General features: G+C 65.5%; 21 protein-coding genes and 1 pseudogene. 13 read left to right on the top strand and 9 right to left on the bottom strand.

From position 1 onward, the window contains the following. Positions 1-81 precede the first annotated feature (81 nt). The 6 genes from sigM (at position 82) to A5740_RS17500 (ending at position 4,608) form a co-directional block, all read left to right on the top strand. Positions 82-732: an RNA polymerase sigma factor SigM gene (sigM, locus tag A5740_RS17525; protein ID WP_076195959.1), complete on the top strand. Its 651-nt coding sequence runs from the start codon at positions 82-84 to the stop codon at positions 730-732. After that, the gene (locus A5740_RS17520) at positions 683-1,426 is read left to right on the top strand and encodes a hypothetical protein (protein WP_076195958.1); all 744 of its coding nucleotides are present in this window, start codon (positions 683-685) and stop codon (positions 1,424-1,426) included. Before sigM ends, A5740_RS17520 begins: the two co-directional genes overlap by 50 nt. Positions 1,427-1,507: 81 nt before the next feature. After that, positions 1,508-2,443, top strand: coding sequence for a thioredoxin-disulfide reductase (gene trxB, locus A5740_RS17515; protein ID WP_076195956.1), 936 nt, complete (start codon positions 1,508-1,510; stop codon positions 2,441-2,443). Between the two features lie 32 nt (positions 2,444-2,475). Next, positions 2,476-2,808 carry a thioredoxin gene (gene trxA, locus A5740_RS17510; RefSeq protein WP_076195954.1) on the top strand — a complete coding sequence of 111 codons (333 nt, stop codon included), beginning with the start codon at positions 2,476-2,478 and terminating at the stop codon, positions 2,806-2,808. Positions 2,809-2,935: 127 nt separating this feature from the next. Continuing rightward, complete coding sequence (locus A5740_RS17505) at positions 2,936-4,126, top strand: N-acetylmuramoyl-L-alanine amidase (protein ID WP_076195952.1); 1,191 nt, start codon at positions 2,936-2,938, stop codon at positions 4,124-4,126. A 50-nt stretch (positions 4,127-4,176) separates the two neighbouring features. Next, on the top strand, positions 4,177-4,608 hold the full coding sequence (locus tag A5740_RS17500; RefSeq protein ID WP_076195950.1) for an SRPBCC family protein: 432 nt from the start codon (positions 4,177-4,179) through the stop codon (positions 4,606-4,608). Positions 4,609-4,621: 13 nt separating this feature from the next. On the opposite strand, the gene A5740_RS17495 is transcribed toward A5740_RS17500, so the two are convergent. From A5740_RS17495 to rpmH, 9 genes are all read right to left on the bottom strand, one after another. After that, positions 4,622-5,476 carry an acetyltransferase gene (locus A5740_RS17495; RefSeq protein ID WP_076195948.1) on the bottom strand — a complete coding sequence of 285 codons (855 nt, stop codon included), beginning with the start codon at positions 5,474-5,476 and terminating at the stop codon, positions 4,622-4,624. Positions 5,477-5,698: 222 nt separating this feature from the next. Continuing rightward, positions 5,699-6,739 carry a ParB/RepB/Spo0J family partition protein gene (locus A5740_RS17490; protein ID WP_076195946.1) on the bottom strand — a complete coding sequence of 347 codons (1,041 nt, stop codon included), beginning with the start codon at positions 6,737-6,739 and terminating at the stop codon, positions 5,699-5,701. A gap of 49 nt (positions 6,740-6,788) precedes the next feature. Beyond that, complete coding sequence (locus A5740_RS17485) at positions 6,789-7,769, bottom strand: ParA family protein (RefSeq protein WP_371454766.1); 981 nt, start codon at positions 7,767-7,769, stop codon at positions 6,789-6,791. Positions 7,770-7,771: 2 nt separating this feature from the next. Continuing rightward, complete coding sequence (rsmG, locus tag A5740_RS17480; RefSeq protein ID WP_076195942.1) at positions 7,772-8,488, bottom strand: 16S rRNA (guanine(527)-N(7))-methyltransferase RsmG; 717 nt, start codon at positions 8,486-8,488, stop codon at positions 7,772-7,774. A gap of 59 nt (positions 8,489-8,547) precedes the next feature. Beyond that, positions 8,548-9,090 (bottom strand): R3H domain-containing nucleic acid-binding protein, encoded by a 543-nt coding sequence (locus A5740_RS17475; RefSeq protein ID WP_076195940.1) that lies wholly within the window; start codon positions 9,088-9,090, stop codon positions 8,548-8,550. 39 nt (positions 9,091-9,129) lie between these two features. Then, positions 9,130-10,143 (bottom strand): membrane protein insertase YidC, encoded by a 1,014-nt coding sequence (gene yidC, locus A5740_RS17470; RefSeq protein ID WP_254849231.1) that lies wholly within the window; start codon positions 10,141-10,143, stop codon positions 9,130-9,132. Between the two features lie 43 nt (positions 10,144-10,186). Beyond that, entirely contained in the window at positions 10,187-10,543 is a 357-nt protein-coding gene (gene yidD, locus A5740_RS17465; RefSeq protein ID WP_076195936.1) for a membrane protein insertion efficiency factor YidD, read from the bottom strand. Next, positions 10,540-10,896 (bottom strand): ribonuclease P protein component, encoded by a 357-nt coding sequence (gene rnpA / locus A5740_RS17460; protein ID WP_076195934.1) that lies wholly within the window; start codon positions 10,894-10,896, stop codon positions 10,540-10,542. The genes yidD and rnpA overlap by 4 nt, the downstream gene beginning before the upstream one ends. Before the next feature lie 30 nt (positions 10,897-10,926). Next, positions 10,927-11,070 (bottom strand): 50S ribosomal protein L34, encoded by a 144-nt coding sequence (gene rpmH, locus A5740_RS17455; protein ID WP_003898363.1) that lies wholly within the window; start codon positions 11,068-11,070, stop codon positions 10,927-10,929. Positions 11,071-11,583: 513 nt separating this feature from the next. Here rpmH and dnaA point away from each other — a divergent pair. The 7 genes and pseudogenes from dnaA to gyrA all read left to right on the top strand — a co-directional run bounded on the left by dnaA (position 11,584) and on the right by gyrA (position 23,627). Continuing rightward, positions 11,584-13,059: a chromosomal replication initiator protein DnaA gene (dnaA, locus tag A5740_RS17450; protein ID WP_076195932.1), complete on the top strand. Its 1,476-nt coding sequence runs from the start codon at positions 11,584-11,586 to the stop codon at positions 13,057-13,059. A 641-nt stretch (positions 13,060-13,700) separates the two neighbouring features. Beyond that, a complete protein-coding gene (gene dnaN / locus A5740_RS17445; RefSeq protein WP_076195930.1) occupies positions 13,701-14,891 on the top strand; it encodes a DNA polymerase III subunit beta in 1,191 nt (396 codons plus the stop codon). 10 nt (positions 14,892-14,901) lie between these two features. Continuing rightward, positions 14,902-15,810, top strand: a pseudogene (gene gnd / locus A5740_RS17440) (phosphogluconate dehydrogenase (NAD(+)-dependent, decarboxylating)); the annotation flags it as partial. Between the two features lie 8 nt (positions 15,811-15,818). Beyond that, entirely contained in the window at positions 15,819-16,973 is a 1,155-nt protein-coding gene (gene recF / locus A5740_RS17435; RefSeq protein WP_076195926.1) for a DNA replication/repair protein RecF, read from the top strand. Beyond that, the gene (locus tag A5740_RS17430) at positions 16,970-17,551 is read left to right on the top strand and encodes a DUF721 family protein (RefSeq protein ID WP_076195924.1); all 582 of its coding nucleotides are present in this window, start codon (positions 16,970-16,972) and stop codon (positions 17,549-17,551) included. Before recF ends, A5740_RS17430 begins: the two co-directional genes overlap by 4 nt. A gap of 218 nt (positions 17,552-17,769) precedes the next feature. Beyond that, the gene (gene gyrB / locus A5740_RS17425) at positions 17,770-19,797 is read left to right on the top strand and encodes a DNA topoisomerase (ATP-hydrolyzing) subunit B (RefSeq protein ID WP_076195922.1); all 2,028 of its coding nucleotides are present in this window, start codon (positions 17,770-17,772) and stop codon (positions 19,795-19,797) included. Positions 19,798-19,847: 50 nt separating this feature from the next. Beyond that, the gene (gene gyrA / locus A5740_RS17420; protein ID WP_076195920.1) at positions 19,848-23,627 is read left to right on the top strand and encodes an intein-containing DNA gyrase subunit A; all 3,780 of its coding nucleotides are present in this window, start codon (positions 19,848-19,850) and stop codon (positions 23,625-23,627) included. The last annotated feature ends 52 nt before the right edge of the window (positions 23,628-23,679 follow it).

The following is a 23,679-nucleotide window of genomic DNA, read 5'->3' as shown; positions in this document are numbered from 1 at the left end:
CGTAACGCTGTGAGCTGGCGTTATGCCGATGCTGGCAAACAAGTGTCCGGGTGGTCGCCCGACAGCGTTTAAGTTCAGCGTGTGGGAAGGTTCGGGGGGACCGGCAAGCCGGCGGAGCAGACGCGGGAGCACGACGCGACCGATCGCTCTGATGCCGAATTGCTCGCGGCCCACGTCGCCGGAGACCGCTACGCGTTCGAGGAGCTCGTCCACCGCCACCACCCTCAGCTGCGCCGCTTGGCATTTCTGACCAGCCGTCACCATGAGGATGCCGACGACGCGGTACAGGACGCATTGTTCTCGGCACATCGCACGGCCGCGTCGTTCCGCTACGACTCGGCCGTGAGCAGCTGGCTCTACCGCATCGTGGTCAACGCCTGCCTGGACCGGGTACGCCGGTCACGCCACCAGCCCGCCGCGACTCTCCACGAACTCGGCCACTTGCGTCACCTGCGTGATCCCGCTGGAGATCCGGCCCCGCGGGTGGACACCGCCATCATGATCGAACGGGCGCTCATGCAGCTGCCGGTCGAGCAGCGCGCCGCCGTGGTGGCCGTCGACATGCAGGGCTATTCGGTGGCCGAGACCGCGCGCTTGCTCGGGGTGGCCGAAGGCACCGTGAAGAGCCGGTGTGCCCGCGCCAGGACCAAGCTGGCGCGGCTGCTCCAGTATTTTGAAACCGATGAACGGCAGCCCGCCCCGAGTGCCGTCGGACGGCCCGATACCTGCTGAGCTGCTCGCTGACCTACAGGCCGGGCTACTCGACGACGCCACCGCCGCCCAGGTGCGCCGACGGGTGCGCACCGATCCACAGGCCGGGCCCGAGGCCAGGGCCATCCTGTCCGCCCTCGATCGGGTGCGCCGGGATGTCCGCGCGCTCGGCGCGGACCCGGCGTCAGCTCCCCCGGTCCCCGAGGACGTCAGCGCCCGCCTGTCCGAGGCGTTGCGGGCTGCGCCGGGCCCTCCGGCCAGACGCTGGAAGCTGTTGGCGGCGCTCGCCGGGGTGAGCGCGGCCGTGGTGGCGATCGTGGTCGGCAGCGTGATGTTGCTGCGCGCGCCGGCGACGACCACGTCGACACTGACCAGCCTCGGCCAGATCAGCGTGTCACCGCCGCGCACCGCGATCGATCTGCCCGATTCTCAGGTCCTCGGGCTGCTCTCGGCGCCATCCGACTTCGGTCCCCTGACCGATCCGCAGCACCGCGCGGCGTGCCTGCAGGCCCTCGGTTACCCGCCCGACGTGCAGATTCTCGGTGCCCGGCGGCACGGCATGGGCGGACAGCCCGGGGTGTTGATGTTGTTGCCGGCCGCAGACCAGCCGACCGCTGACGCCGTCATCGCGCTCGTGGTCGCGGCGGATTGCGACGGCAGTCAGGCCGGATTACTGGCCCGGACCGTGATCAACCGCCCGGTGAGAAGTCCGTAGTCTGATCTACGCGCTCGCCTGGGAACAGATCCGGCCTAGGCTGACGTTGCAACCCGTGCCGAGAACGGCAGAAAGGCCTACATGTCCACCTCAGCGACGGTTCATGACGTCATCATCATCGGTTCCGGCCCGGCTGGTTACACCGCAGCCATCTATGCCGCCCGCGCCCAGCTCAAGCCGCTGGTGTTCGAGGGCACGCAGTTCGGCGGCGCCCTGATGACCACCACCGAGGTGGAGAACTACCCCGGTTTCCGCGAAGGCATCACCGGGCCCGAGCTCATGGACGAGATGCGTGAGCAGGCGCTGCGCTTCGGCGCCGATCTGCGCATGGAAGACGTCGACGCCGTCGACCTCACTGGCCCGGTGAAAACGGTCACCGTCGGCGACGAGACCCACCAGGCCCGCTCGGTGATCCTGGCGATGGGCGCCGCAGCCCGGCACCTCGGGGTGGCCGGCGAGGAAGCCCTGACCGGCATGGGCGTGAGCACCTGCGCCACCTGCGACGGCTTCTTCTTCCGCGACCAGGACATCATCGTGGTCGGTGGCGGTGACTCGGCGATGGAGGAGGCGACGTTCCTCACCCGTTTCGCCCGTTCGGTCACCCTGGTGCACCGCCGCGACGAGTTCCGCGCCTCCAAGATCATGCTGGAGCGCGCCCGGGCCAACGAGAAGATCACCTTCCTGACCAACACCGAGATCACCCAGATCGAGGGCGACCCGAAGGTCACCGGGGTGCGGCTGCGCGAAACCGTCACCGGCGAGGAGTCCAAGCTCGACGTGACCGGCGTGTTCGTGGCGATCGGCCACGATCCCCGCTCGGGTCTCGTGCGCGGCCAGATCGAACTCGACGACGAGGGCTACGTGAAGGTGATCGGCCGGACCACGTCCACCACCCTCGACGGTGTCTTCGCCGCCGGCGACCTTGTCGACCACACCTACCGCCAAGCCATCACCGCCGCGGGCAGCGGTTGTTCGGCGGCCATCGACACCGAGCGTTGGCTCGCGGACAACAGCTGACCCCCAACAGTTTTCGACGACAGGAGAGCTCCATGAGTGCGGACAGCGCAACAGTTACGGTCACCGACGATTCGTTCTCCAACGACGTCCTGAGCAGCAGCACCCCGGTGCTGGTGGACTTCTGGGCCACCTGGTGCGGGCCGTGCAAGATGGTCGCCCCGGTGCTCGAGGAGATCGCCGGCGAGAAGGCCGGCGAACTGCGGGTCGCCAAGATCGACGTGGACGCCAACCCGGCCACCGCACGCGATTTCCAGGTGGTGTCGATCCCGACCATGATCCTGTTCAAGGACGGCGCACCGGTGAAGCGCATCGTCGGCGCCAAGGGCAAGGCCGCACTGCTGCGCGAGCTTGCCGACGCCCTCTGACACCACCTGAAACCGACACCACGCCCACCGCGGATACGCCTGGCGTTTTCCGGTATGTGGCCGAAGTCTGAGACAATGCTGGCTAGCTAGTCCGGCAGACGGCCGGAGACCAGCATGGAGGGGCCGAATGTCGAGTCTGCGTCGCGGTGATCGTGGCGGAGCAGTCACCGAGATCCGGGCAGCGTTGGCCGCGTTAGGTCTGATGGACAGCCCAGACGCTGACCTGAGCACCGGTAGACATGTTGCGCTCGACGCCTTTGACGACGAGCTCGACCGTGCGGTCCGAGCCTTTCAGCAGCACCGGGGTCTGCTGGTGGACGGCATCGTCGGCGAGGCCACCTACCGTGCCCTGCGCGAGGCCTCCTACCGTCTCGGCGCCCGTACCCTGACCCACCAGTTCGGGGCGCCCATGTACGGCGACGACGTCGCCACCCTGCAGGCCCGATTGCAGGATCTCGGTTTCTACACCGGCATGGTCGACGGGCATTTCGGCCTGCAGACGCACAACTCGCTGTCCTCCTATCAGCGCGAGTACGGTCTCTACCCCGACGGTATCTGTGGGCCGGAGACGTTGCGCTCGTTGTATTTCCTCGGTCCCCGCGTCACCGGCGGCTCACCGCACGCCATTCGCGAAGAGGAACTGGTCCGCCGCTCGGGTCCCCGCCTGTCCGGTAAACACGTCATCATCGATCCGGGCCGCGGCGGCGCGGACCACGGGATGATCATGCACGGGCCCGACGGTCCGATCAGCGAAGCGGACATCTTGTGGGACTTGGCGAGTCGGCTCGAGGGCCGGATGACCGCGATCGGCATGGAAACCTTCATCTCCCGGCCCGCCAACCGCAGCCCGCTCGACGTCGATCGCGCCAACACGGCCAACACCGTCGGTGCCGATCTGATGATCAGCCTGCGCTGTGAAGCACAGACCTCCCCCGCCGCCAACGGCGTGGCATCGTTCCATTTCGGCAACTCCCACGGCTCGGTGTCGACCATCGGCCGCAATCTCGCCGACTTCATTCAACGAGAAGTTGTGGCGCGCACCGGTTTACGTGACTGCCGCTCCCACGGCCGCACCTGGGACCTGCTACGGCTGACTCGCATGCCCACGGTCCAGGTCGACATCGGCTACATCACCAACCCGCACGATCGCGGCCTGCTGCTGTCGACCCACACTCGCGACGCGATCGCCGAGGGCATCTTGGCCGCGGTCAAGCGACTGTACTTGTTGGGTAAAAACGACCGCCCCACAGGCACTTTCACCTTCGCCGAGTTGTTGGCGCATGAGCTTTCGGTGGAACAGGCGGGCCGCGGCGCGTGAGCGCCAATCAAACCTGAGCGTGAGCGCCGATCCGTGCTTAGCTGGACGATATGGCGCGGACTTTCCACTACACCGACACCCGCTGTGTCGCCGCTGATCGACGTGTGGCGTGGGACGTTGTCTCCAATCATGAACTCATGTCGGAGTGGATGCCCGCGCGCAAGGTCGTCCTTGAACAGGTCGGCAGCCCCGATCGCGACGGGGTGGGCGCCGTGCGTGCCATTCACCTGTTCGGATCTCCCGTCCGCGAACGGATCACAGCGTTCGAGGCGCCGACGACATTGCGATACGAGCTGCTGTCCGGCCTGCCGTTCCGCGACTACACCGGCCAGATCACGGTCGAGCCGGCTGCCGGCGGTACTCGGATCACCACGGAGATCAGCTTCCGCACAGTCATTCCCGGCTCACAGTTCATCGTCGCGATTGCGATACGCGTGGCCAGTGCCCGCGCCGCTCGCGCAGTACGCCGCCGATCCGGCTGAGTCAATCACAGATTTACTGTGGCGCAGAGCTTTTCGACCCCACGCCGGTGCTGGACATGCCCGCGCCGACCGATAACTCGATGTGCGCGTTCTCCAACAGCCGCTCGAGCGCGGCTTCCACTTCAGCTTTCCAGCCGAGTCCCTTGTCGAGTTCCAGCCGCAGTCTCGGGAAGTACGGATGTGGTGCGATGACCGTGAAGCCGACATCTTCGAGGAAATCGGATTCGAGCATGCACTGGTCCACCGCGCAGTCTCCCAGGACCTGCGTCGCCGCGGACAGCTCTGCAGGTAGCTTCCCGCTGCCGGAAAGTTCGGTGAGAGCCGCGGTGTAGCCGAAGGCTTCCAATGCACGGACTCCGCGACGAACCAGATCGTTGACCACCGCGGCAAGTAGGCTCTGGGACAACCGCTCGCTGTCCTCGGTGGAATCCACGCCGACGGCGGTCAGCAGAATCGCATCGGCGCTCACCGGGGCGGTGGGGAAAAGCCGGGCCCGAGGCACCGCTCCGGGGGGCGCGTAGAACGCGAAGCCCAAACACGGTTCGTCCGCACCGGCCGGCGGGGCCAAGCCGAACTGTGACGCTGCGGCCACCACGTCGAACCGGCCGGCCGGGTCCGCCGCATCCGCTTGTGATTCCTCGGATGCCGCATCCGGTTCGTCGCCCCTACTCGTCATGACGGCGAGTTGACCGCACGATCCCCACTCCAGCATGACCATGGAAAGCCACGCTTCTTTCTCGAACTCGGGATCACTCAGGCGGTCGTCATCGATGGTGGTCGGATCGACTTCCCAGAACACACACCGTCGCGCATGCTTGGGCAACTGCTCGAAACCCTCGAGCCGAAGCGGCGTGATCCGTGCTGTCACTGAGGTCCCTGGCTTTCACACTGAGTGCGTGGCTGCCCCTCAAGGATAGGAGAGTCCGTCCGGACGGACGCACTGTGCCCCGAAAATCTCATCGCGTTCCGCCTCCGAGGTGAAATGCTATGCCGCACAGCTACTTTGCTTCCTACTGCGTTCGCGGCCGGGTGCGCTGATCACTGATGTGTCACAGTGACGGAACAGCCTGGTGTCGTCGGTCGTGGGTTTTCAGGGCTGTTCTGCGCTCATGATGTCGACAATGCGCTGCAGATCGTCCACTGAGCCGAACTCGACCACGATCTTGCCCTTGCGTTTGCCGAGACTCACGGTGACTCGGGTGTCGAAGGCAGAGGAGAGTCGTTCAGCAACGTCCTGCAGTCCCGGCATCTGGATCGGCTTGCGTCGCGGGGCCGGCGGCGCAGTAATGCCATCACGGTTGGCCAGCGTCACGGCCTCCTCGGTGGCGCGCACCGACATCCCTTCCGCGACGATCCGGGCGGCCAACTCCTCTTGCTTTTCCGGACCGCCTTCGAGCGCCAGCAGCGCCCGCGCGTGGCCCGCGGACAACACCCCGGCAGCCACGCGACGCTGCACCGCGATCGGAAGTCGCAGCAGGCGGATCATGTTGGAGATCAATGGCCGTGACCGTCCGATCCGGGCGGCCAGTTCATCGTGGGTGACCTCGAACTCGTCGAGGAGCTGTTGGTAGGCGGCTGCCTCTTCCAGCGGATTGAGCTGTACCCGGTGGATGTTCTCCAGCAGCGCGTCACGCAGCATGCTGTCGTCACCGGTCTCGCGGACGATCGCCGGGATGGTCTCCAAGCCGGCCTTCTGGGCGGCGCGCCAGCGCCGCTCCCCCATCACCAGCTGATAGCGGGTTTCGCCGTCCTCGGTCACCTCACGGACGACGATTGGCTGCATCAATCCGAACTCACGGATCGAGTGCACCAACTCGCTCAGTGCCTCTTCGTCGAACACCTGCCGAGGCTGGCGGGGGTTCGGCTGGATCAGGCTCGGATCGATCTCGCGGTAGGTGGCGCCGACATCGCCGGTGACAACCGGGTTGGTTTCACGTGCAACGGCCGGAGCCGCGGCGGTGGGGGCGACGCCGGAGTCGTCGGAGGCGCCCGGGGGTCCGAGGAGAACGTCGGCGGCGCTGGCACCCATCCGGGGGCTCAGCGCATCGTTGCCGTCCTCCGTGGGACCGGTCGGGATGAGCGCCGCCAGTCCCCTGCCGAGGCCACTCCGCTTCCGTGCCGGCTGATTCATGGTCGTCTCCTGCTCATCACTGCGGTCCGCTGTCTACCCACTGGTACTGCTACTGCGCCCGGGGCGGTGCCCCGCGCTCTGCGATCTCACGGCTGGCGTCAAGATAGCTCAGCGCGCCCCGGGAGCCCGGATCGTAATCGAGGATCGTCATCCCGTATCCGGGGGCTTCGGACACCTTCACGCTCCGCGGGATCACGGTGCGCAACACCTTGTCGCCGAAGTGCTCGCGGACGTCCTCGGCCACCTGGTCGGCCAGCTTCGTCCGCCCGTCGTACATCGTCAGTATCACGGTCGACACCGACAGCTCGGGGTTCAGGTGCGCCTTGACCATCTCGATGTTGCGGAGAAGCTGCCCGACACCCTCGAGCGCGTAGTACTCACACTGGATCGGAATCAGCACCTCGGGTGCGGCGACGAGCGCGTTGATCGTCAACAAACCGAGTGACGGCGGGCAGTCGATGAAGACGTAGTCGAAATTGTGGTTGGCCAGCGCGGCGAGCGCGGAACGCAGCCGCCCTTCGCGGGCCACCATGGAGACCAGTTCGATCTCGGCGCCGGCGAGATCGATCGTCGCGGGGATGCAGAACAGGCGCTCGCTGTGCGGGCTCCGCTGCAGCGCTTCCTCGACCGGGATGTCGCCGATGAGTACCTCGTAGGAGGACGGGGTGCCCGGGCGATGTTCGATGCCCAGCGCGGTGCTGGCATTGCCCTGCGGGTCGAGGTCGATCACCAGGGTGCGCAGCCCCTGCAGTGCGAGGGCCGCGGCGACATTCACCGCAGTCGTCGTCTTGCCGACGCCACCCTTCTGGTTGGCAATGGTGAACACCCGTTGGCGCGAGGGACGGGGAAGCTGCCCGTGCGAGGTATGGAGCACGCGGGTGGCCTGTTCCGCCTCAGCCGCAATAGGCGTGTCCATACTCGCGTCCGTCGACCACGCAGCGCCGTCATTCCATGTTTCACGTGAAACGGTTTCACGTGAAACAGGGGGCGTCGCCTTCGCTCCGGCAGCTCGCTGCCGATCAGAACCCATCCTCATCTCCTGCCCGATCTCCCCCGCGACCCGGAGGCTCTGCCCGTCGACCGACTGCCCGGTCTCTCCGCCGAGCGCCGTGCGGCGACGACGGTTACGGGCGGGTTCAAATAGTTCACGCCACATTTCACCACCCTGGCATCGACTGCACCCAAGGAAGCCATCACACGCCGGTGCTCATCGATCTCGGCCTCGGCACGCTCACCTTTCAGCGCGAGCATCCTGCCGTCCACCCGAAGCAGTGGCATGCTCCAGCGCGTCAACTTGTCGAGTGAGGCGACTGCGCGAGACGTCACCACGTCCAACTCCCCGACCGACTGACGTACCTCGGTGTCCTCGGCCCGGCCCCGCACCACCGTCACGTCGATCCCCAGTTCGGTGATCGCCTCGCGCAGGAACTCGCTGCGGCGCAGCAGCGGTTCGATCAGGGCGACGTCCACATCGGGACGAGCCAAGGCCAACGGGATACCCGGGAGGCCGGCGCCACTGCCGATATCACCGACGCGCTCACCGTGGGCCACGAGTTCTCCGAGCGCGGAGCTGTTGAGAATGTGTCGGTCCCAGATCCGGTCCACTTCCCGCGGACCGAGTAATCCCCACTCGACACCGGCACCGGCCAGAATTGCCGCGTACCGTTCGGCGGTCTCGAGACGATCCCCGAAGACCTCCGCCGCGGCTTCCGGTGCCGCGGGAACCGGTCCATGTTTCACGTGAAACATCCTCCGCACTCCCCACGGCACCGTCGCCGCATTCCGAACTACACCTGTGTAACTAAAACTCAGCCAAGCAGAACGACGACGCGTCGCGACGGCTCCACGCCCTCGCTCTCGCTGCGGACGCCCTCGACCGCGGCCACCGCGTCATGAACGATCTTGCGCTCGAACGGTGTCATCGGAGCCAACTCTTCACGCTCGCCCGACTCCAGCACGCGGCGGGCCACCTTGTCACCCAGAGCGGCGAGCTGGTCACGGCGACGACGACGCCACCGCGCGATGTCCAGCATCAGCCGGCTCCGCTCACCGGTCTTCTGATGAACGGCCAGTCGGGTCAGCTCCTGCAGCGCGTCGAGCACCTCGCCCTTGCGGCCCACCAACTTGCTCAGGTCCCCGCCGCCGTCGATGCTCACCACCGCACGGTCGCCTTCGACATCGAGGTCGATATCGCCGTCGAAGTCCAACAGGTCGAGAAGCTCCTCCAAGTAGTCGCCGGCGATCTCGCCTTCGGCAACCAGTCGCTCCTCCAGATCGTCCTCGCTCTTCGGCGCGGACTGGGTGCCCTCCTCCACCTCGGCCTCGGGCTCGGTCGTCTGTGCGTCCGTCATATCCGTCTTCTCCCTACTTGTAGCCAGCGTGAGAACTGGTCACCGTTTCCGCTTCTTGGGGCGCGCACCGGGCTTGGGCTTGTTGAGATTGACGCTCTGCCCTCCCGCTTCCGCTGCCGGGTTCTTGTCTTCGGACTGAGTCGCGTCATCGACGTCCTCGGTGGCTGCTGCCATGGCCGCAGTGTCGGCCTTGCGGGCGCGATTGGGTTTGGCACCGGGTGCGGGCGCGTTCGCCGAGCGGCGTTCGAGCGCCTCGGCCTTCTTGGCTTCCTCTTCCTTCTCGATCATCCCGAACACGTAGTGCTGCTGACCGTAGGTCCAGATGTTGTTGGACAGCCAGTAGATGATCACCGCCAGCGGCAGGAACGGTCCACCGACCACCACGCCGAGGGGGAAGACGTACAGCGCGAGCTTGTTCATCATCGCGGTCTGGGGATTGGCCGCGGCTTCCACGCTCTGGCGAGCTACGGAGGCCCGACTGTTGAAGTGCGTGGCGACGCCGGCCAGGATCATGATCGGCACGCCGACGATGACAACAGCCAAGCGGTTGAATTCGGTGAATGCCTCGAGCCCGTGCTGCTGGATCATCGTCGCGCCGAGCGGAGCCCCGAACAGGTTCGCGTCGAGGAAGTGCCCGACGTCGGTCGCGCTGAAGACGTAGTTGGCCAGGCTGCGGTTCTCTTCCACCGACAGACCCAACCGGCCGATGCCTGTCTGGGTGCGGTTGAAGGACATCAGGACGTGGTACAGGCCGAGGAACACCGGGACCTGGGCCAGCATCGGCAGACAGCCCAGGATCGGGTTGAACCCGTGCTCGCGCTGCAGCTTCTGCATCTCCAGCGCCATGCGCTGACGGTCCTTGCCGTACTTCTTCTGCAGCGCCTTGATCTGGGGCTGCAGTTCCTGCATCTGCCGCGTGGTGCGGATCTGCTTGACGAAGGGCTTGTAGAGGATCGCGCGGAGAGTGAACACCAGGAACATCACCGACAGTGCCCAGGCGAAGAAGTTCTCGGGGCCCAGCACGAAGGCGAACGCCTTGTACCAAACCCACATGATCGCCGACACCGGGTAATAGATGATGTCCAGGCTGAACCAGTTAAACACGCGACTTGCTCTCCCCTCGCTTCGCTGGGGTCTCCCAGACAAGGTTTTCGGCGGTGGCTTTCTCGCCAGGGACGGTCCCGTCAGAACTGACGGACTCGTGATCGTGGGGGCACCGATCCGGAATGGGATCCCATCCACCGGGGTGCCACGGGCCGCACTTCAGCAGCCGGATCAAGGACAGCCACGCACCGCGGAACAAGCCGTACTCAGTGAAGGCGTCGACCGCGTACTGACTGCAGGTCGGCATGAACCGGCATGACGGTGGCCGGTACGGAGAGATGGCGTGGCGGTAGAGCTGGATGACGGAAATCGCACCGCGGGCCATCACAGCGCCCGCCCGGCGAATCATGGTGACGTCCCGCGCCGCGCGTCCAGGCGCTCGAGAGCGCGCTGCAGTTGCTGCTCCAACCGACGCGACGGTGCCTCACTGCTACCCGCGCGGGCGCGGATCACCACGAGGTCGGTGGCTTCCAGTCGCGGTATGACGCTGCGCGCGACATGACGCAGCCGCCGTGACACGCGGTGACGTTCCACCGCGTTCCCGACGGCTTTGGACACGATCAAACCGACCCGCGGGCCGGTAGCGTCCGTCCCGTCATGCAGCGCGTGTACCACCACATCGGGTTGGACTGCACGCGCGCCACGACTGACGGTGGCACTGAACTCCGCGGACCGCCTCATCCGGTATCGAGCCGGAAGCACCGCGCTAGATCCCGCCTGAGAACCGCAAGATCACGCAGTGAGTGCGCGACGGCCCTTGCTACGACGGTTGGCGACGATGGCGCGGCCGGCGCGGGTGCGCATCCGCAGCCGGAACCCATGCACGCGCGCACGGCGGCGGTTGTTGGGCTGGAAGGTCCGCTTGCCCTTGGCCACGTCAATCTCTCCTTGTTCCATTTGGCACCCGCGCTCGCCGACACCGAAATGTCGTCGAAAACGGTTACCGTGCAAGCTCGGTTTAAGCTCGTCCGTCGTGCTTTACTAACCGGCGCGTTCTCCGTCGAGTTCCCGGGCGCAGCCGTATCGCCACGTGCGGGCGACTGCTCGAGGGTACTGATGAGAATTCCCTCGGTCAAACCTGCGCCGACCCGCATAGTTGGACTGCATCCGATGTTGCAGAACTGTTGGCACATCGAGAGAAAACTGTTAGCTTCTGGCAATGCCGTTCCTCGCATGGACCGGCCCCGGACAATGAAACGAGGACGTCGGTCCCGCGTCACCTTCGGACCCACGTGACATACCCGGCTCTGACGGCCTCCAAACAGACAACAGAGCGACGACGACTGTCCTTTCTCCACAAGCTGTGGATAAATATGTGGACAGTTCGTCATCGTTCTTTTTGGTCGTCCCCGGGTCGACCTCGAAGCACCTCAAAGGGGGAGACCGTCGTTGACAGCTGACCCCGACCCACCCTTCGTCGCCGTCTGGAACAGCGTCGTCGCCGAACTCAACGGTGACCTCACTCCCCAGCAAAGGGCCTGGCTGAAGCTCGCGCAACCGCTCGTCATCGCGGAGGGGTTTGCTCTGCTGTCGGTGCCCACCCCGTTCGTGCAGAACGAGATCGAACGGCACCTGCGCGAGCCGATCATCAACGCGCTCAGCCGCAAGCTGGGTCAACGCATCGAGTTGGGGGTGCGGATCGCCACCCCGTCCGCCGAGGACGACCACTCCCCTACCGAGCATGCGGAGTCAGCTGCTCTCGAGGAGGCCCCGGACGTCCCTGCCGACGTCGACGAGATCGATGACGACCGGGCCGCCAAGGTCAGCGCCGAGGAGAATTGGCCGGGCTACTTCAGCAGCCCGCAGCGCGATTCGACGGTCGGCGACGACAACGCGGTCAACCTCAACCGGCGCTACACCTTCGACACCTTCGTCATCGGCGCATCGAACCGGTTCGCGCACGCCGCCACCCTCGCCATCGCCGAGGCGCCGGCCCGCGCCTACAACCCGCTGTTCATCTGGGGTGAATCCGGCCTCGGTAAGACCCATCTGCTGCACGCGGCCGGAAATTATGCGCAACGTCTCTTCCCCGGCATGCGGGTGAAGTACGTCTCCACCGAGGAATTCACCAACGACTTCATCAACTCGCTGCGCGACGACCGCAAGGCGTCGTTCAAGCGCAGCTACCGTGACATCGACATCCTGCTCGTCGACGACATCCAGTTCATCGAGGGCAAGGAAGGTATCCAGGAAGAGTTCTTCCACACCTTCAACACGCTGCACAACGCCAACAAGCAGATCGTGATCTCCTCCGACCGGCCGCCCAAGCAGCTGGCCACTCTCGAAGACCGGCTGCGGACCCGCTTCGAGTGGGGCCTGATCACCGACGTGCAGCCGCCGGAGCTGGAGACCCGGATAGCGATCCTGCGCAAGAAGGCGCAGATGGATCGCCTCGACGTGCCCGATGACGTGCTCGAGCTCATCGCCAGCAGCATCGAACGCAACATCCGTGAACTCGAAGGTGCACTGATTCGGGTCACCGCGTTCGCCTCGCTCAACAAGACCCGGATCGACAAGGCACTGGCCGAGGTTGTGTTGCGCGATCTGATCGCCGACGCCACCACGATGCAGATCAGTACCGCCGCGATCATGGCGGCCACCGCCGAATACTTCGAGACCACGGTCGAGGAGCTCCGCGGGCCCGGCAAGACCCGGGCACTGGCGCAGTCCCGCCAGATCGCCATGTATCTGTGCCGGGAACTCACCGACCTGTCACTGCCCAAGATCGGTCAGGCTTTCGGGCGCGATCACACCACCGTGATGTACGCCGAGAAGAAGATCCGCGGCGAAATGGCCGAGCGACGTGAAGTCTTCGACCACGTCAAGGAACTCACCACGCGGATTCGTCAGCGCGCGAAGCGCTGAATCCTGCGGCTAGGCCATCTGAGTCCTGTTCGAGGCTCTTCTGAGTCTGTCCGTGGCCCTTTCCGAGGTCTTTCCGTGGCCCTTTGCGACCCGTCCAATCTCCGTCCGGGTCCCACATCGTGGGCTCTCGGGTGTCCTCGGCGAAAAATCTTGTAACAACTTTCGCCCCACGATGCGTCACAGGTCACACCACAGCGCTGTGGATGCGCCTGTGTACAACCTGGGCGCAAACCACGGGATGAATGACAAAATCATCCACACCGCCCGGGCTGTGCACACTCGAGAGCCGGTCCATCCACCGGACTCCACAGCGCACTCACATTGCGACACACCGCCGGTGCTGGGCAAACACCCGTTCATCCCCAGTTTTCACAGCACCTAATACTGTTACTCAAATATCTTCTGAGAATTCCTTTTAGAAGAAGGGCCTTGGGGACACCGAGCGGACCGCCCCGCCGCTCGAGCCCGAGCAGCCCGAATGTCACCCCGAGCGATTAGCTTTCAAGTTGGTGAGGAAAGCTCTACGGTGGTTCATCGACAGCGATTACCAGCTTTGTCATTCAGCGTCGTGCTGCATGGTGCGGTTTTGGGAACACGCTGGTAGAGCTCGTTATGGGGATCATCGAAGGGGCGCATAGCACGTGGCGACGACGACGGCTGGGCTGACGGACCTGAAGTTCCGCGTAGTGCGTGAGGACTTCGCGGACGCGGTGGCCTGGGTGGCCCGCAATCTGCCGACCCGGCCCACCATCCCGGTGCTGGCCGGCGTTCTGCTGACCGGCACCGATGAGGGGCTGACCATCTCCGGCTTCGACTACGAGGTCTCCGCCGAGGTCCGGGTGAGTGCCGAAATCGCTTCTCCTGGAAGCGTTTTGGTGTCCGGACGGTTGCTCTCCGACATCACCAAGGCGCTGCCGGCCAAGCCGGTCGAGCTCAGCGTGGACGGCACCCGGGTCGCGTTGACGTGCGGTAGTGCCCGGTTCTCCCTGCCGACCCTGGCGGTCGAGGACTATCCGGCGCTGCCGTCGCTGCCCGAGGAGACCGGTGTGGTGTCCTCGGACCTGTTCGCCGAGGCGATCGGTCAGGTTGCCGTCGCCGCCGGCCGGGATGACACCCTGCCGATGCTGACCGGCATCCGGGTCGAGATCTCCGGTGAGTCAGTGGTTTTGGCCGCAACCGACCGGTTCCGGCTGGCGGTGCGCGAGTTGACCTGGGAAACCAGCGCCACCGATGTCGAGGCGGCGGTGTTGGTTCCGGCGAAGACCCTTGCCGAGGCCGCCAAGGCCGGCACCGACGGCAACCAGGTGCACCTGTCACTCGGTGCCGGCGAGTCGGTCGGCAAGGACGGCCTGCTCGGTATCCGCAGCAACGGCAAGCGCAGCACCACCCGCCTGCTGGATGCGGAGTTCCCGAAGTTCCGTCAGCTCCTGCCGACCGAGCACACCGCGGTGGCCACCATCGGCGTCGCCGAGCTGACCGAGGCGATCAAGCGTGTGGCGCTGGTGGCCGACCGGGGCGCCCAGATCCGCATGGAGTTCGGCGACGATGTGCTGCATCTGTCGGCCGGTGCCGATGACGTGGGCCGCGCCGAGGAAGACCTGCCGGTGGAGTTCGCCGGTGACCCGCTGACCATCGCGTTCAACCCCACCTACCTGACGGATGGGCTGAGCTCGCTGCGTTCGGAGCGGGTGACGTTCGGGTTCACCACGCCGAGCCGCCCGGCGGTGTTGCGTCCCACGAGTGACGAGGGCGCCATCGGTGGTTCCGGTCCGTTCCCGGCCGCCAAAACCGATTACGTCTACCTGTTGATGCCGGTACGGCTTCCCGGCTGACCGGCCGGGGCGAGGAAGGGCGCACATGCAACTGGGGTTAGTCGGCCTGGGCAAGATGGGCTTCAACATGCGTGAGCGCCTGCGCGCCGCAGGTCACGACGTCGTCGGCTACGACCCCCGCCCCGAGGTCAGCGATGTGCCCGGGCTCGCGGAGCTGGCCGGGGCGCTCGAGGCGCCGCGCGTGGTGTGGGTGATGGTGCCGTCGGGGACGGTGACCCACCAGACGATCCTCGAGTTGGCGGACGTGCTCGGCGCGGGCGATCTGGTCATCGACGGCGGCAACTCGCGTTACACCGAAGACGGTCCGCACGCGAAGTTGTTGGGCGACAAGGGAATCAACTTCATCGACGCCGGAGTCTCCGGCGGGGTGTGGGGCCTGCACGAGGGATACGGATTGATGGTCGGCGGCAGTGATGCGGACGTGGCTCGAGCCATGCCGATCTTCGACACGCTGCGTCCACAAGGTGAGGTCGCGGACGGATTCGTCCACGCCGGGCCCGTCGGTGCCGGTCACTACGCCAAGATGGTGCACAACGGTATCGAGTACGGCCTCATGCACGCCTACGCCGAGGGATACGAGTTACTGGCCGCCGAAGACCTGATCGATGACCCCCAGGCGGTCATCCAGGCCTGGACCAACGGCACGGTGGTGCGGTCCTGGTTGCAACAGCTGTTGGCCAAGGCCTTGAAAGAAGATCCGGGATTCGCCGAGATCAGCGGATACACAGAGGATTCCGGCGAAGGTCGCTGGACCGTGGAAGAAGCCATCAGCCATCGGGTTCCGATGCCGGTGATCGCCGCGTCGTTGTTCGCCAGGTTCGCCTCGAGGCAGGAGGACTCCCCCACCATGAAGGCGGTGTCGGCGCTGCGCAACCAGTTCGGTGGCCATGCCGTGCACCGGATCAGCGAGTCCGGTTAGGTCCTGTCGTGTATGTCCGACACCTGGGACTGACCGATTACCGGTCGTGGGCCCACGTGGAGCTCGAGCTGGAGCCAGGCCGCACCGTGTTCGTCGGCTCGAACGGCTTCGGTAAGACGAATCTTGTTGAGGCACTGTGGTATTGCTGCACCCTCGGTTCGCATCGGGTGGCCTCGGACGCTCCGCTGATCCGGGCCGGGGCCCAGCGCGCGATCGTCTCGAGCATCGTGGTCAACGAGGGTCGCGAGCTGGCGGTCGATCTCGAGATCACCAGCGGCCGCGCCAACAAGGCCCGGCTGAACCGCTCGCCGGTGCGTTCCCCGCGAGAAATCCTCGGCGTGTTGCGTGCGGTGCTGTTCAGTCCGGAAGACCTGGCGCTGGTGCGGGGCGATCCGGGTGAGCGGCGCCGTTATCTCGACGAGTTGGCGACCACGCGTCGCCCGGCTGTCGCCGGGATCAGGGCCGATTACGACAAGGTGGTGCGTCAGCGCACGGCCTTGCTGAAAACCGCTGCGGGAGCGCGTTATCGCGGTGATCGCAGTGTGTTGGACACCCTCGAGGTGTGGGACGGACACCTGGCCGCCCACGGCGCGGCGCTGATCGCGGCACGGGTGGCCCTCGTCGAACAACTTCACCCCGAGGTGCAGAAGGCCTATCAGTTGTTGGCGCCCGCATCGCGGCCTGCCACGATCCGGTACCGCAGCAGCGTGGAGGCGATCGAGAACGCTCCGGGACCCGAGAGTGTGGAGTTCTACGAGGCCGCGCTCCTCGACGGTCTGGCCCGCCGGCGCGACGCCGAGTTGGATCGTGGGGTCTGTCTGGTCGGGCCGCACCGAGATGATCTCGAGCTGTGGTTGGGTGATCAGCCTGCGAAAGGCTTTGCCAGCCATGGTGAATCGTGGTCGATGGCGTTGGCCCTGCGGTTGGGTGCCTACGAGTTGCTGCGTTCGGACGGCGTGGACCCGGTGCTGTTGCTCGACGACGTGTTCGCCGAGTTGGACACCTCGCGCCGTCAGGCGCTGGCGGCGGTGGCCGGCGAAGCCGAGCAGGTCCTGGTCACGGCCGCAGTCGGAGAGGACATTCCCGAAGACTGGGCGAGCAACCGGGTGGAGATCAGGATGACCGAGGACGACCACGGGCGCACATCGATGGTGCAGTCATGACGAACGAGCCGGCCGAATCCGCCGAACCGCCCTCGCCTGCGGTCTCCGCCGACGATCTGACCCGGATGCGGGGGATGGATCTGGTCCGGCGGACCCTCGAGGAGGCGCGGGGCGCAGCGCGTAGTCAGGGTAAGGATGTCGGCCGTGGTCGCCGGGCGCCGGTGCGGCGCGTGGCGGGCAACGCGGGACGACGACGCACCTGGTCGGGCCCCGGCCCCGACGTGCGCGACCCCCAACCGCTCGGTGCGGCGACGCAAGATCTGGCCAAGGTGCGGGGCTGGTCCTCGAGGGTCGCCGAGGGGTCGGTCTTCGGGCGGTGGCGGGCGGTGGTCGGTGACCAGATCGCCGATCACGCCAATCCGACCGGCCTGAACGAGGGGGTGCTGACGGTTTCCGCCGAGTCGACGGCCTGGGCCACCCAACTCCGGATGGTGCAGGCCCAGCTGCTGGCCAAGATCGCCGCAGCCGTCGGCGACGGGGTGGTGACCTCGCTCAAGATCGTGGGTCCGGTCGGACCGTCTTGGCGTAAAGGCCGGTACCACGTGCCGGGTCGCGGCCCGCGCGATACCTACGGCTAGACCGTCGGCATTGCGCTGAGAGCGCCGAGACGCTCCTAATGGATCGCTCCGAACCTCCGGAGGCACCAATGGCCGAGAAGTTCCGCGCACGGCGCAGTTAGATAGGTGAAAACGCCGCCACAGAGTGGGCCCTGTCCGTGTCGACCGGTAGACTATGGCGAGATCTGCAGGGCGGTGACGCAACCGCCTCCCGCGAACCCCAAGGAGACGCGTCCGACGTGGCTGCCCAGAAGAAGAACGCCCCAAGCGAGTACGGCGCCGATTCGATCAAGGTGCTCGAGGGATTGGAGGCGGTTCGTAAACGTCCGGGCATGTATATCGGTTCCACCGGTGAGCGCGGCCTGCACCACCTGGTCTGGGAGGTCGTCGACAACGCGGTGGACGAGGCGATGGCCGGTTTCGCCAGCAAGGTCGATGTGCGGATCCTCGAGGACGGCGGAGTCCAGGTCACCGACGACGGTCGCGGCATCCCGGTGGCCATGCATGCCACCGGAATCCCGACCGTCGACGTCGTGATGACCGTCCTACACGCCGGCGGCAAGTTCGAGGAGGGCGCTTATCAAGTGTCCGGCGGGCTGCACGGCGTGGGCGTGTCCGTGGTCAACGCACTGTCGACGCGGCTCGAGGCCGACATCCGCAAAGACGGCTACGAGTGGTTCCAGACCTACGAGAATTCGGTGCCGGGAACCCTCAAGCAGGGCGAGAAGACGACCAAGAGTGGTACCACGATCCGGTTCTGGGCGGACCCGAATGTCTTCGAGACCACGGTCTACGACTTCGAGACCATCGCCCGCCGGCTGCAGGAGATGGCATTCCTCAACAAGGGCCTGACCATCGAGCTCACCGACGAGCGCGTCTCGGCCGAGGAAGTGGTGGACGACGTCGTCAGTGACCACGCCGAGGCGCCGAAGACGGCCGAGGAAAAGGCAGCCGAAGTGGCGGCGCCGCAGAAGGTCAAGCACCGGGTGTTCCATTACCCCGGCGGTCTGGTGGATTTCGTCAAGCACATCAACCGCACCAAGACCGCGATTCAACCCAGCGTCATCGATTTCGACGGCAAGGGCCCCGGTCACGAGGTCGAGATCGCGATGCAGTGGAACGCCGGCTATTCGGAGTCGGTGCACACCTTCGCCAACACCATCAACACCCACGAGGGCGGAACCCACGAGGAAGGCTTCCGCGCTGCGCTGACCACCGTGGTGAACAAGTACGCCAAGGACAAGAAGCTGCTCAAGGACAAGGATCCGAACCTCACCGGTGACGACATCCGTGAGGGCTTGGCCGCGGTGATCTCGGTGAAGGTGGCTCAACCGCAGTTCGAGGGCCAGACCAAGACCAAGCTCGGGAACACCGAGGTCAAGTCGTTCGTTCAGAAGATCTGCAATGAAGAGCTGACGCACTGGTTCGAGGCGAATCCGGCCGAGGCGAAAACTGTTGTCAACAAAGCAGTTTCATCGGCACAGGCGCGGATTGCCGCCCGCAAGGCCCGGGAGCTGGTCCGCCGCAAGAGCGCGACCGATATCGGCGGCCTGCCCGGGAAGCTGGCCGACTGCCGTTCCACCGATCCGACGAAGTCGGAACTGTATGTGGTGGAGGGTGATTCGGCCGGTGGTTCGGCCAAGAGTGGTCGGGACTCGATGTTCCAGGCGATCCTGCCGCTGCGTGGCAAGATCATCAACGTCGAAAAGGCCCGTATCGACCGGGTTTTGAAGAACACCGAAGTCCAGGCGATCATCACCGCCCTGGGTACCGGGATCCACGACGAGTTCGACATCAGCAAGCTGCGGTATCACAAGATCGTGTTGATGGCCGACGCCGACGTCGACGGCCAGCACATCTCCACCCTGCTGCTGACCCTGCTGTTCCGGTTCATGAAGCCGCTGGTCGAGCACGGCCACATCTTCCTGGCCCAGCCACCGCTCTACAAGCTGAAATGGCAGCGCCAGGAACCGGAATTCGCGTACTCCGACCGCGAGCGCGACGGCCTGCTCGAGGCCGGCAAGGCGGCGGGCAAGCGCATCAACGTCGACGACGGTATCCAGCGTTACAAGGGTCTCGGCGAGATGGACGCCAAGGAACTGTGGGAGACGACCATGGATCCGACAGTGCGGGTATTACGTCAGGTGACGCTCGACGACGCCGCCGCCGCCGACGAGCTGTTCTCCATTCTGATGGGTGAGGACGTGGAAGCCCGGCGCAGCTTCATCACGCGCAACGCCAAAGACGTTCGCTTCCTGGACGTTTAAAGGCATGACGCTCAAGACATCCACCGGCTAGATCAACAACCGAGGATCACATGACTGACACCACCCTGCCGCCCGGCGGCGAAGCCGGAGACCGCGTCGAACCGGTCGACATCCAGCAGGAGATGCAGCGCAGTTACATCGACTACGCCATGAGCGTGATCGTCGGGCGCGCGCTGCCCGAGGTGCGGGACGGCCTCAAGCCGGTGCACCGCCGCGTGCTGTATGCGATGTTCGACTCCGGGTTCCGCCCCGACCGCAGCCACGCGAAATCGGCCCGCTCGGTGGCCGAGACGATGGGTAACTACCACCCGCACGGCGACGCGTCGATCTACGACACCCTGGTCCGGATGGCCCAGCCCTGGTCGTTGCGCTACCCGCTGGTCGACGGACAGGGCAACTTCGGCTCGCCCGGCAACGACCCCGCGGCGGCGATGAGGTACTGCGTGACCGGCGACGCGCTGGTGCGGTTGCCCATGGGTCACTCAGTGCGGATCGCGGACATCGTGCCGGGAGCACGCCCGAATACCGACCATGTGATCGACCTCAAGGTTGTGGATCGACACGGTAATCCGGTCGTGGCGGATCGACTGTTCCACTCCGGTGAGCATCAGACCTACACCGTGCGGACGGCTGACGGATACGCAGTCACCGGAACGAGCAATCACCCGTTGTTGTGCCTGGCGGATGTCGCTGGCGTGCCGACACTGCTGTGGAAACTCATCGAAGAAATCCGCCCCGGGGATCGCGTCGCCATTCAGCGGACGCCACCGGCCGAGTTCGGCCCCGCGGACTGGTACGAGACCCTCGAAGCGCTGCTCCTCGGCGCGTTCATCAGTGAAGGGTTCGTGTCTGAAGGCCGGGCTGGTTTCAACAACCTCGACCGCGGCTTCTTCAACATGGTTGTCACGGCATACGACGCCATCGTCGGTGGTCCGCGCTACCTCTCGTCGCGCACCATCGTCTCCGGATCGATGTTGCATGAACTCGACGTCCATAATCTGCAGGCGCTCAAAGCCTCACGACTGGGTGGCATGGTCGGCCAACGGTCCGCGGACAAACGCGTTCCCGAATGGCTGTGGCATTCGGCAACCGTGGTCAAGCGGACATTCCTGCAGGCTTTGTTCGAGGGTGATGGATCATGCTCGGCATTGCCGCGCAACACTATTCAGGTCTCGTACTCGACACGGAGCGATCAACTCGCCAAAGACGTGCAGCAGATGTTGCTGGAGTTCGGCGTGGTGTCGCACCGTTACCGTCATGCCACCGGTGAGTACAAAGTCGTCATCACGAACCGGGCACAGGCGGAACTGTTCGCCACGCAGATCGGATTCGGCGGTGCCAAACAGGCCAAGCTGAACGAGATCCTGTCGGCGCTTCCTGAATCGGCCAAGGGTCTTGATGCCGACCACGTGCCGGGCCTCGGCGCGTTCATTCGTACCCACGCCGGCGGTCGCTGGGTCGACAAAGAGTGGTTGCGCAAGCACAACGTCGATCGGATCGATCGGTGGCGTCGCCATGGCGCCGAGATCCTCAGCCATATCGCGGACCCGGACGTGCGCGCCATCGCCACGGATCTGACCGATGGCCGGTTCTACTACGCCGAGGTCGAATCGGTGACAGAGACCGGCGTGCAACCGGTGTACAGCCTGCGGGTCGATACCGATGACCATGCGTTCATCACCAATGGGTTCGTCAGCCACAACACCGAAGCCCGGCTGACCCCGCTGGCGATGGAGATGTTGCGTGAAATCGACGAGGAGACAGTCGATTTCGCCCCCAACTATGACGGCCGGGTGCAGGAACCCACGGTGCTGCCGAGCCGGTTCCCCAACCTGTTGGCCAATGGCTCGGGCGGTATCGCCGTCGGTATGGCCACCAACATCCCGCCGCACAACCTGCGGGAGTTGGCCGAGGCCGTCTACTGGTGCCTGGAGAACTACGAGGCCGACGAGGAAGCCACGTTGGCGGCGGTGATGGAGCGGGTCAAGGGACCCGACTTCCCCACCCACGGCCTGATCGTCGGATCCCAGGGCATCCACGACGCCTACACCACCGGCCGCGGCTCCATCCGGATGCGCGGTGTGGTGGAGATCGAAGAGGACAGCCGGGGCCGTACCGGCATCGTCATCACCGAACTGCCGTACCAGGTCAACCACGACAACTTCATCAGCTCGATCGCCGAGCAGGTGCGTGACGGCAAGCTGGCCGGCATCTCCAACATCGAGGACCAGTCCAGTGACCGGGTCGGTCTGCGAATCGTGGTGGAGCTCAAGCGCGATGCCGTCGCGAAGGTCGTGCTGAACAACCTCTACAAGCACACCCAGCTGCAAACCAGTTTCGGCGCCAACATGCTGTCGATCGTCGACGGGGTACCGCGCACACTGCGCCTCGACCAGATGATCCGTTACTACGTGGCGCATCAGCTCGACGTCATCGTCCGGCGCACCCGTTACCGGCTGCGCAAGGCCAACGAGCGGGCCCACATCCTGCGCGGTCTGGTCAAGGCCCTCGACGCGCTCGACGAAGTGATCGCATTGATCCGGGCCTCGCAGACCGTCGAGATCGCCCGGGCCGGCCTGATCGAGCTGCTCGACATCGACGAGATCCAGGCTCAGGCGATCCTGGACATGCAGCTGCGTCGGCTGGCGGCCCTGGAACGGCAGAAGATCGTCGACGATCTGGCCAAGATCGAGGCCGAGATCGCCGACCTCGAGGACATTCTGGCCAAGCCGGAACGTCAGCGTGCGATCGTGCGCGACGAGCTCGCCGAGATCGTCGAGAAGCACGGTGACGACCGGCGGACCCGCATCATGCCGGCCGACGGCGATGTCAGCGATGAGGACCTGATCGCCCGGGAAGACGTGGTCGTCACGATCACGGAGACCGGATACGCCAAGCGCACCAAGACCGACCTCTACCGCAGCCAGAAGCGCGGCGGTAAGGGTGTGCAGGGCGCCGGACTCAAGGCCGACGACATCGTCAACCACTTCTTCGTCTGCTCGACCCACGACTGGATCCTGTTCTTCACCACGCAGGGCCGCGTCTACCGGGCCAAGGCCTACGAGCTGCCGGAAACCTCACGCACGGCGCGAGGCCAGCACGTGGCGAACCTGCTGGCCTTCCAGCCCGAGGAGCGCATCGCCCAGGTCATCCAACTGAAGACCTACGAGGATGCGCCCTATCTGGTGCTGGCCACCCGCAACGGCCTGGTGAAGAAGTCCAAGCTGGTCGACTTCGATTCGAACCGCTCGGGCGGCATCGTCGCGGTCAACCTGCGTGACGGCGACGAACTGGTCGGCGCGGTGCTGTGCTCGGCCGAGGACGACCTGCTGTTGGTCAGCGCCAAAGGCCAGTCGATCCGGTTCTCGGCAACCGATGAGGCGCTGCGCCCGATGGGCCGTGCCACCTCCGGGGTGCAGGGTATGCGGTTCAACGAAGAGGACAAGCTGCTCTCGCTCAACGTGGTGCGTCCGGACACGTATCTGCTGGTCGCGACGTCCGGCGGGTACGCCAAGCGGACGGCGATCGAGGAGTACTCGGCACAGGGCCGCGGCGGCAAGGGCATCCTGACGATCCAGTACGACCGCAAGCGTGGCAATCTGGTCGGAGCGCTGATCGTCGACGACGAGACGGAGTTGTACGCCATCACATCCGGTGGCGGTGTGATTCGCACTGCCGCACGTCAGGTTCGTAAAGCCGGCCGCCAGACCAAGGGAGTCCGCTTGATGAACCTGGGCGAGGGCGACACACTGATTGCGATAGCGCGCAATGCCGAGGAAGAGTCCGATCCGGATGTTGTCGAGTCCGGTTCCGAGTCCGACGACGAGTGACGCTGCTGCTGAGGCCCGACCTGGGCCCCGGCCCGAGCTAAGGAGCTGGTAG

Source organism: Mycobacterium sp. GA-1841 (genome assembly GCF_001954135.1).
GTDB lineage: Bacteria > Actinomycetota > Actinomycetes > Mycobacteriales > Mycobacteriaceae > Mycobacterium.
The sequence above is the reverse complement of the archived record's forward strand: the minus strand, read 5'-3'. Positions and strand labels throughout refer to the sequence as shown.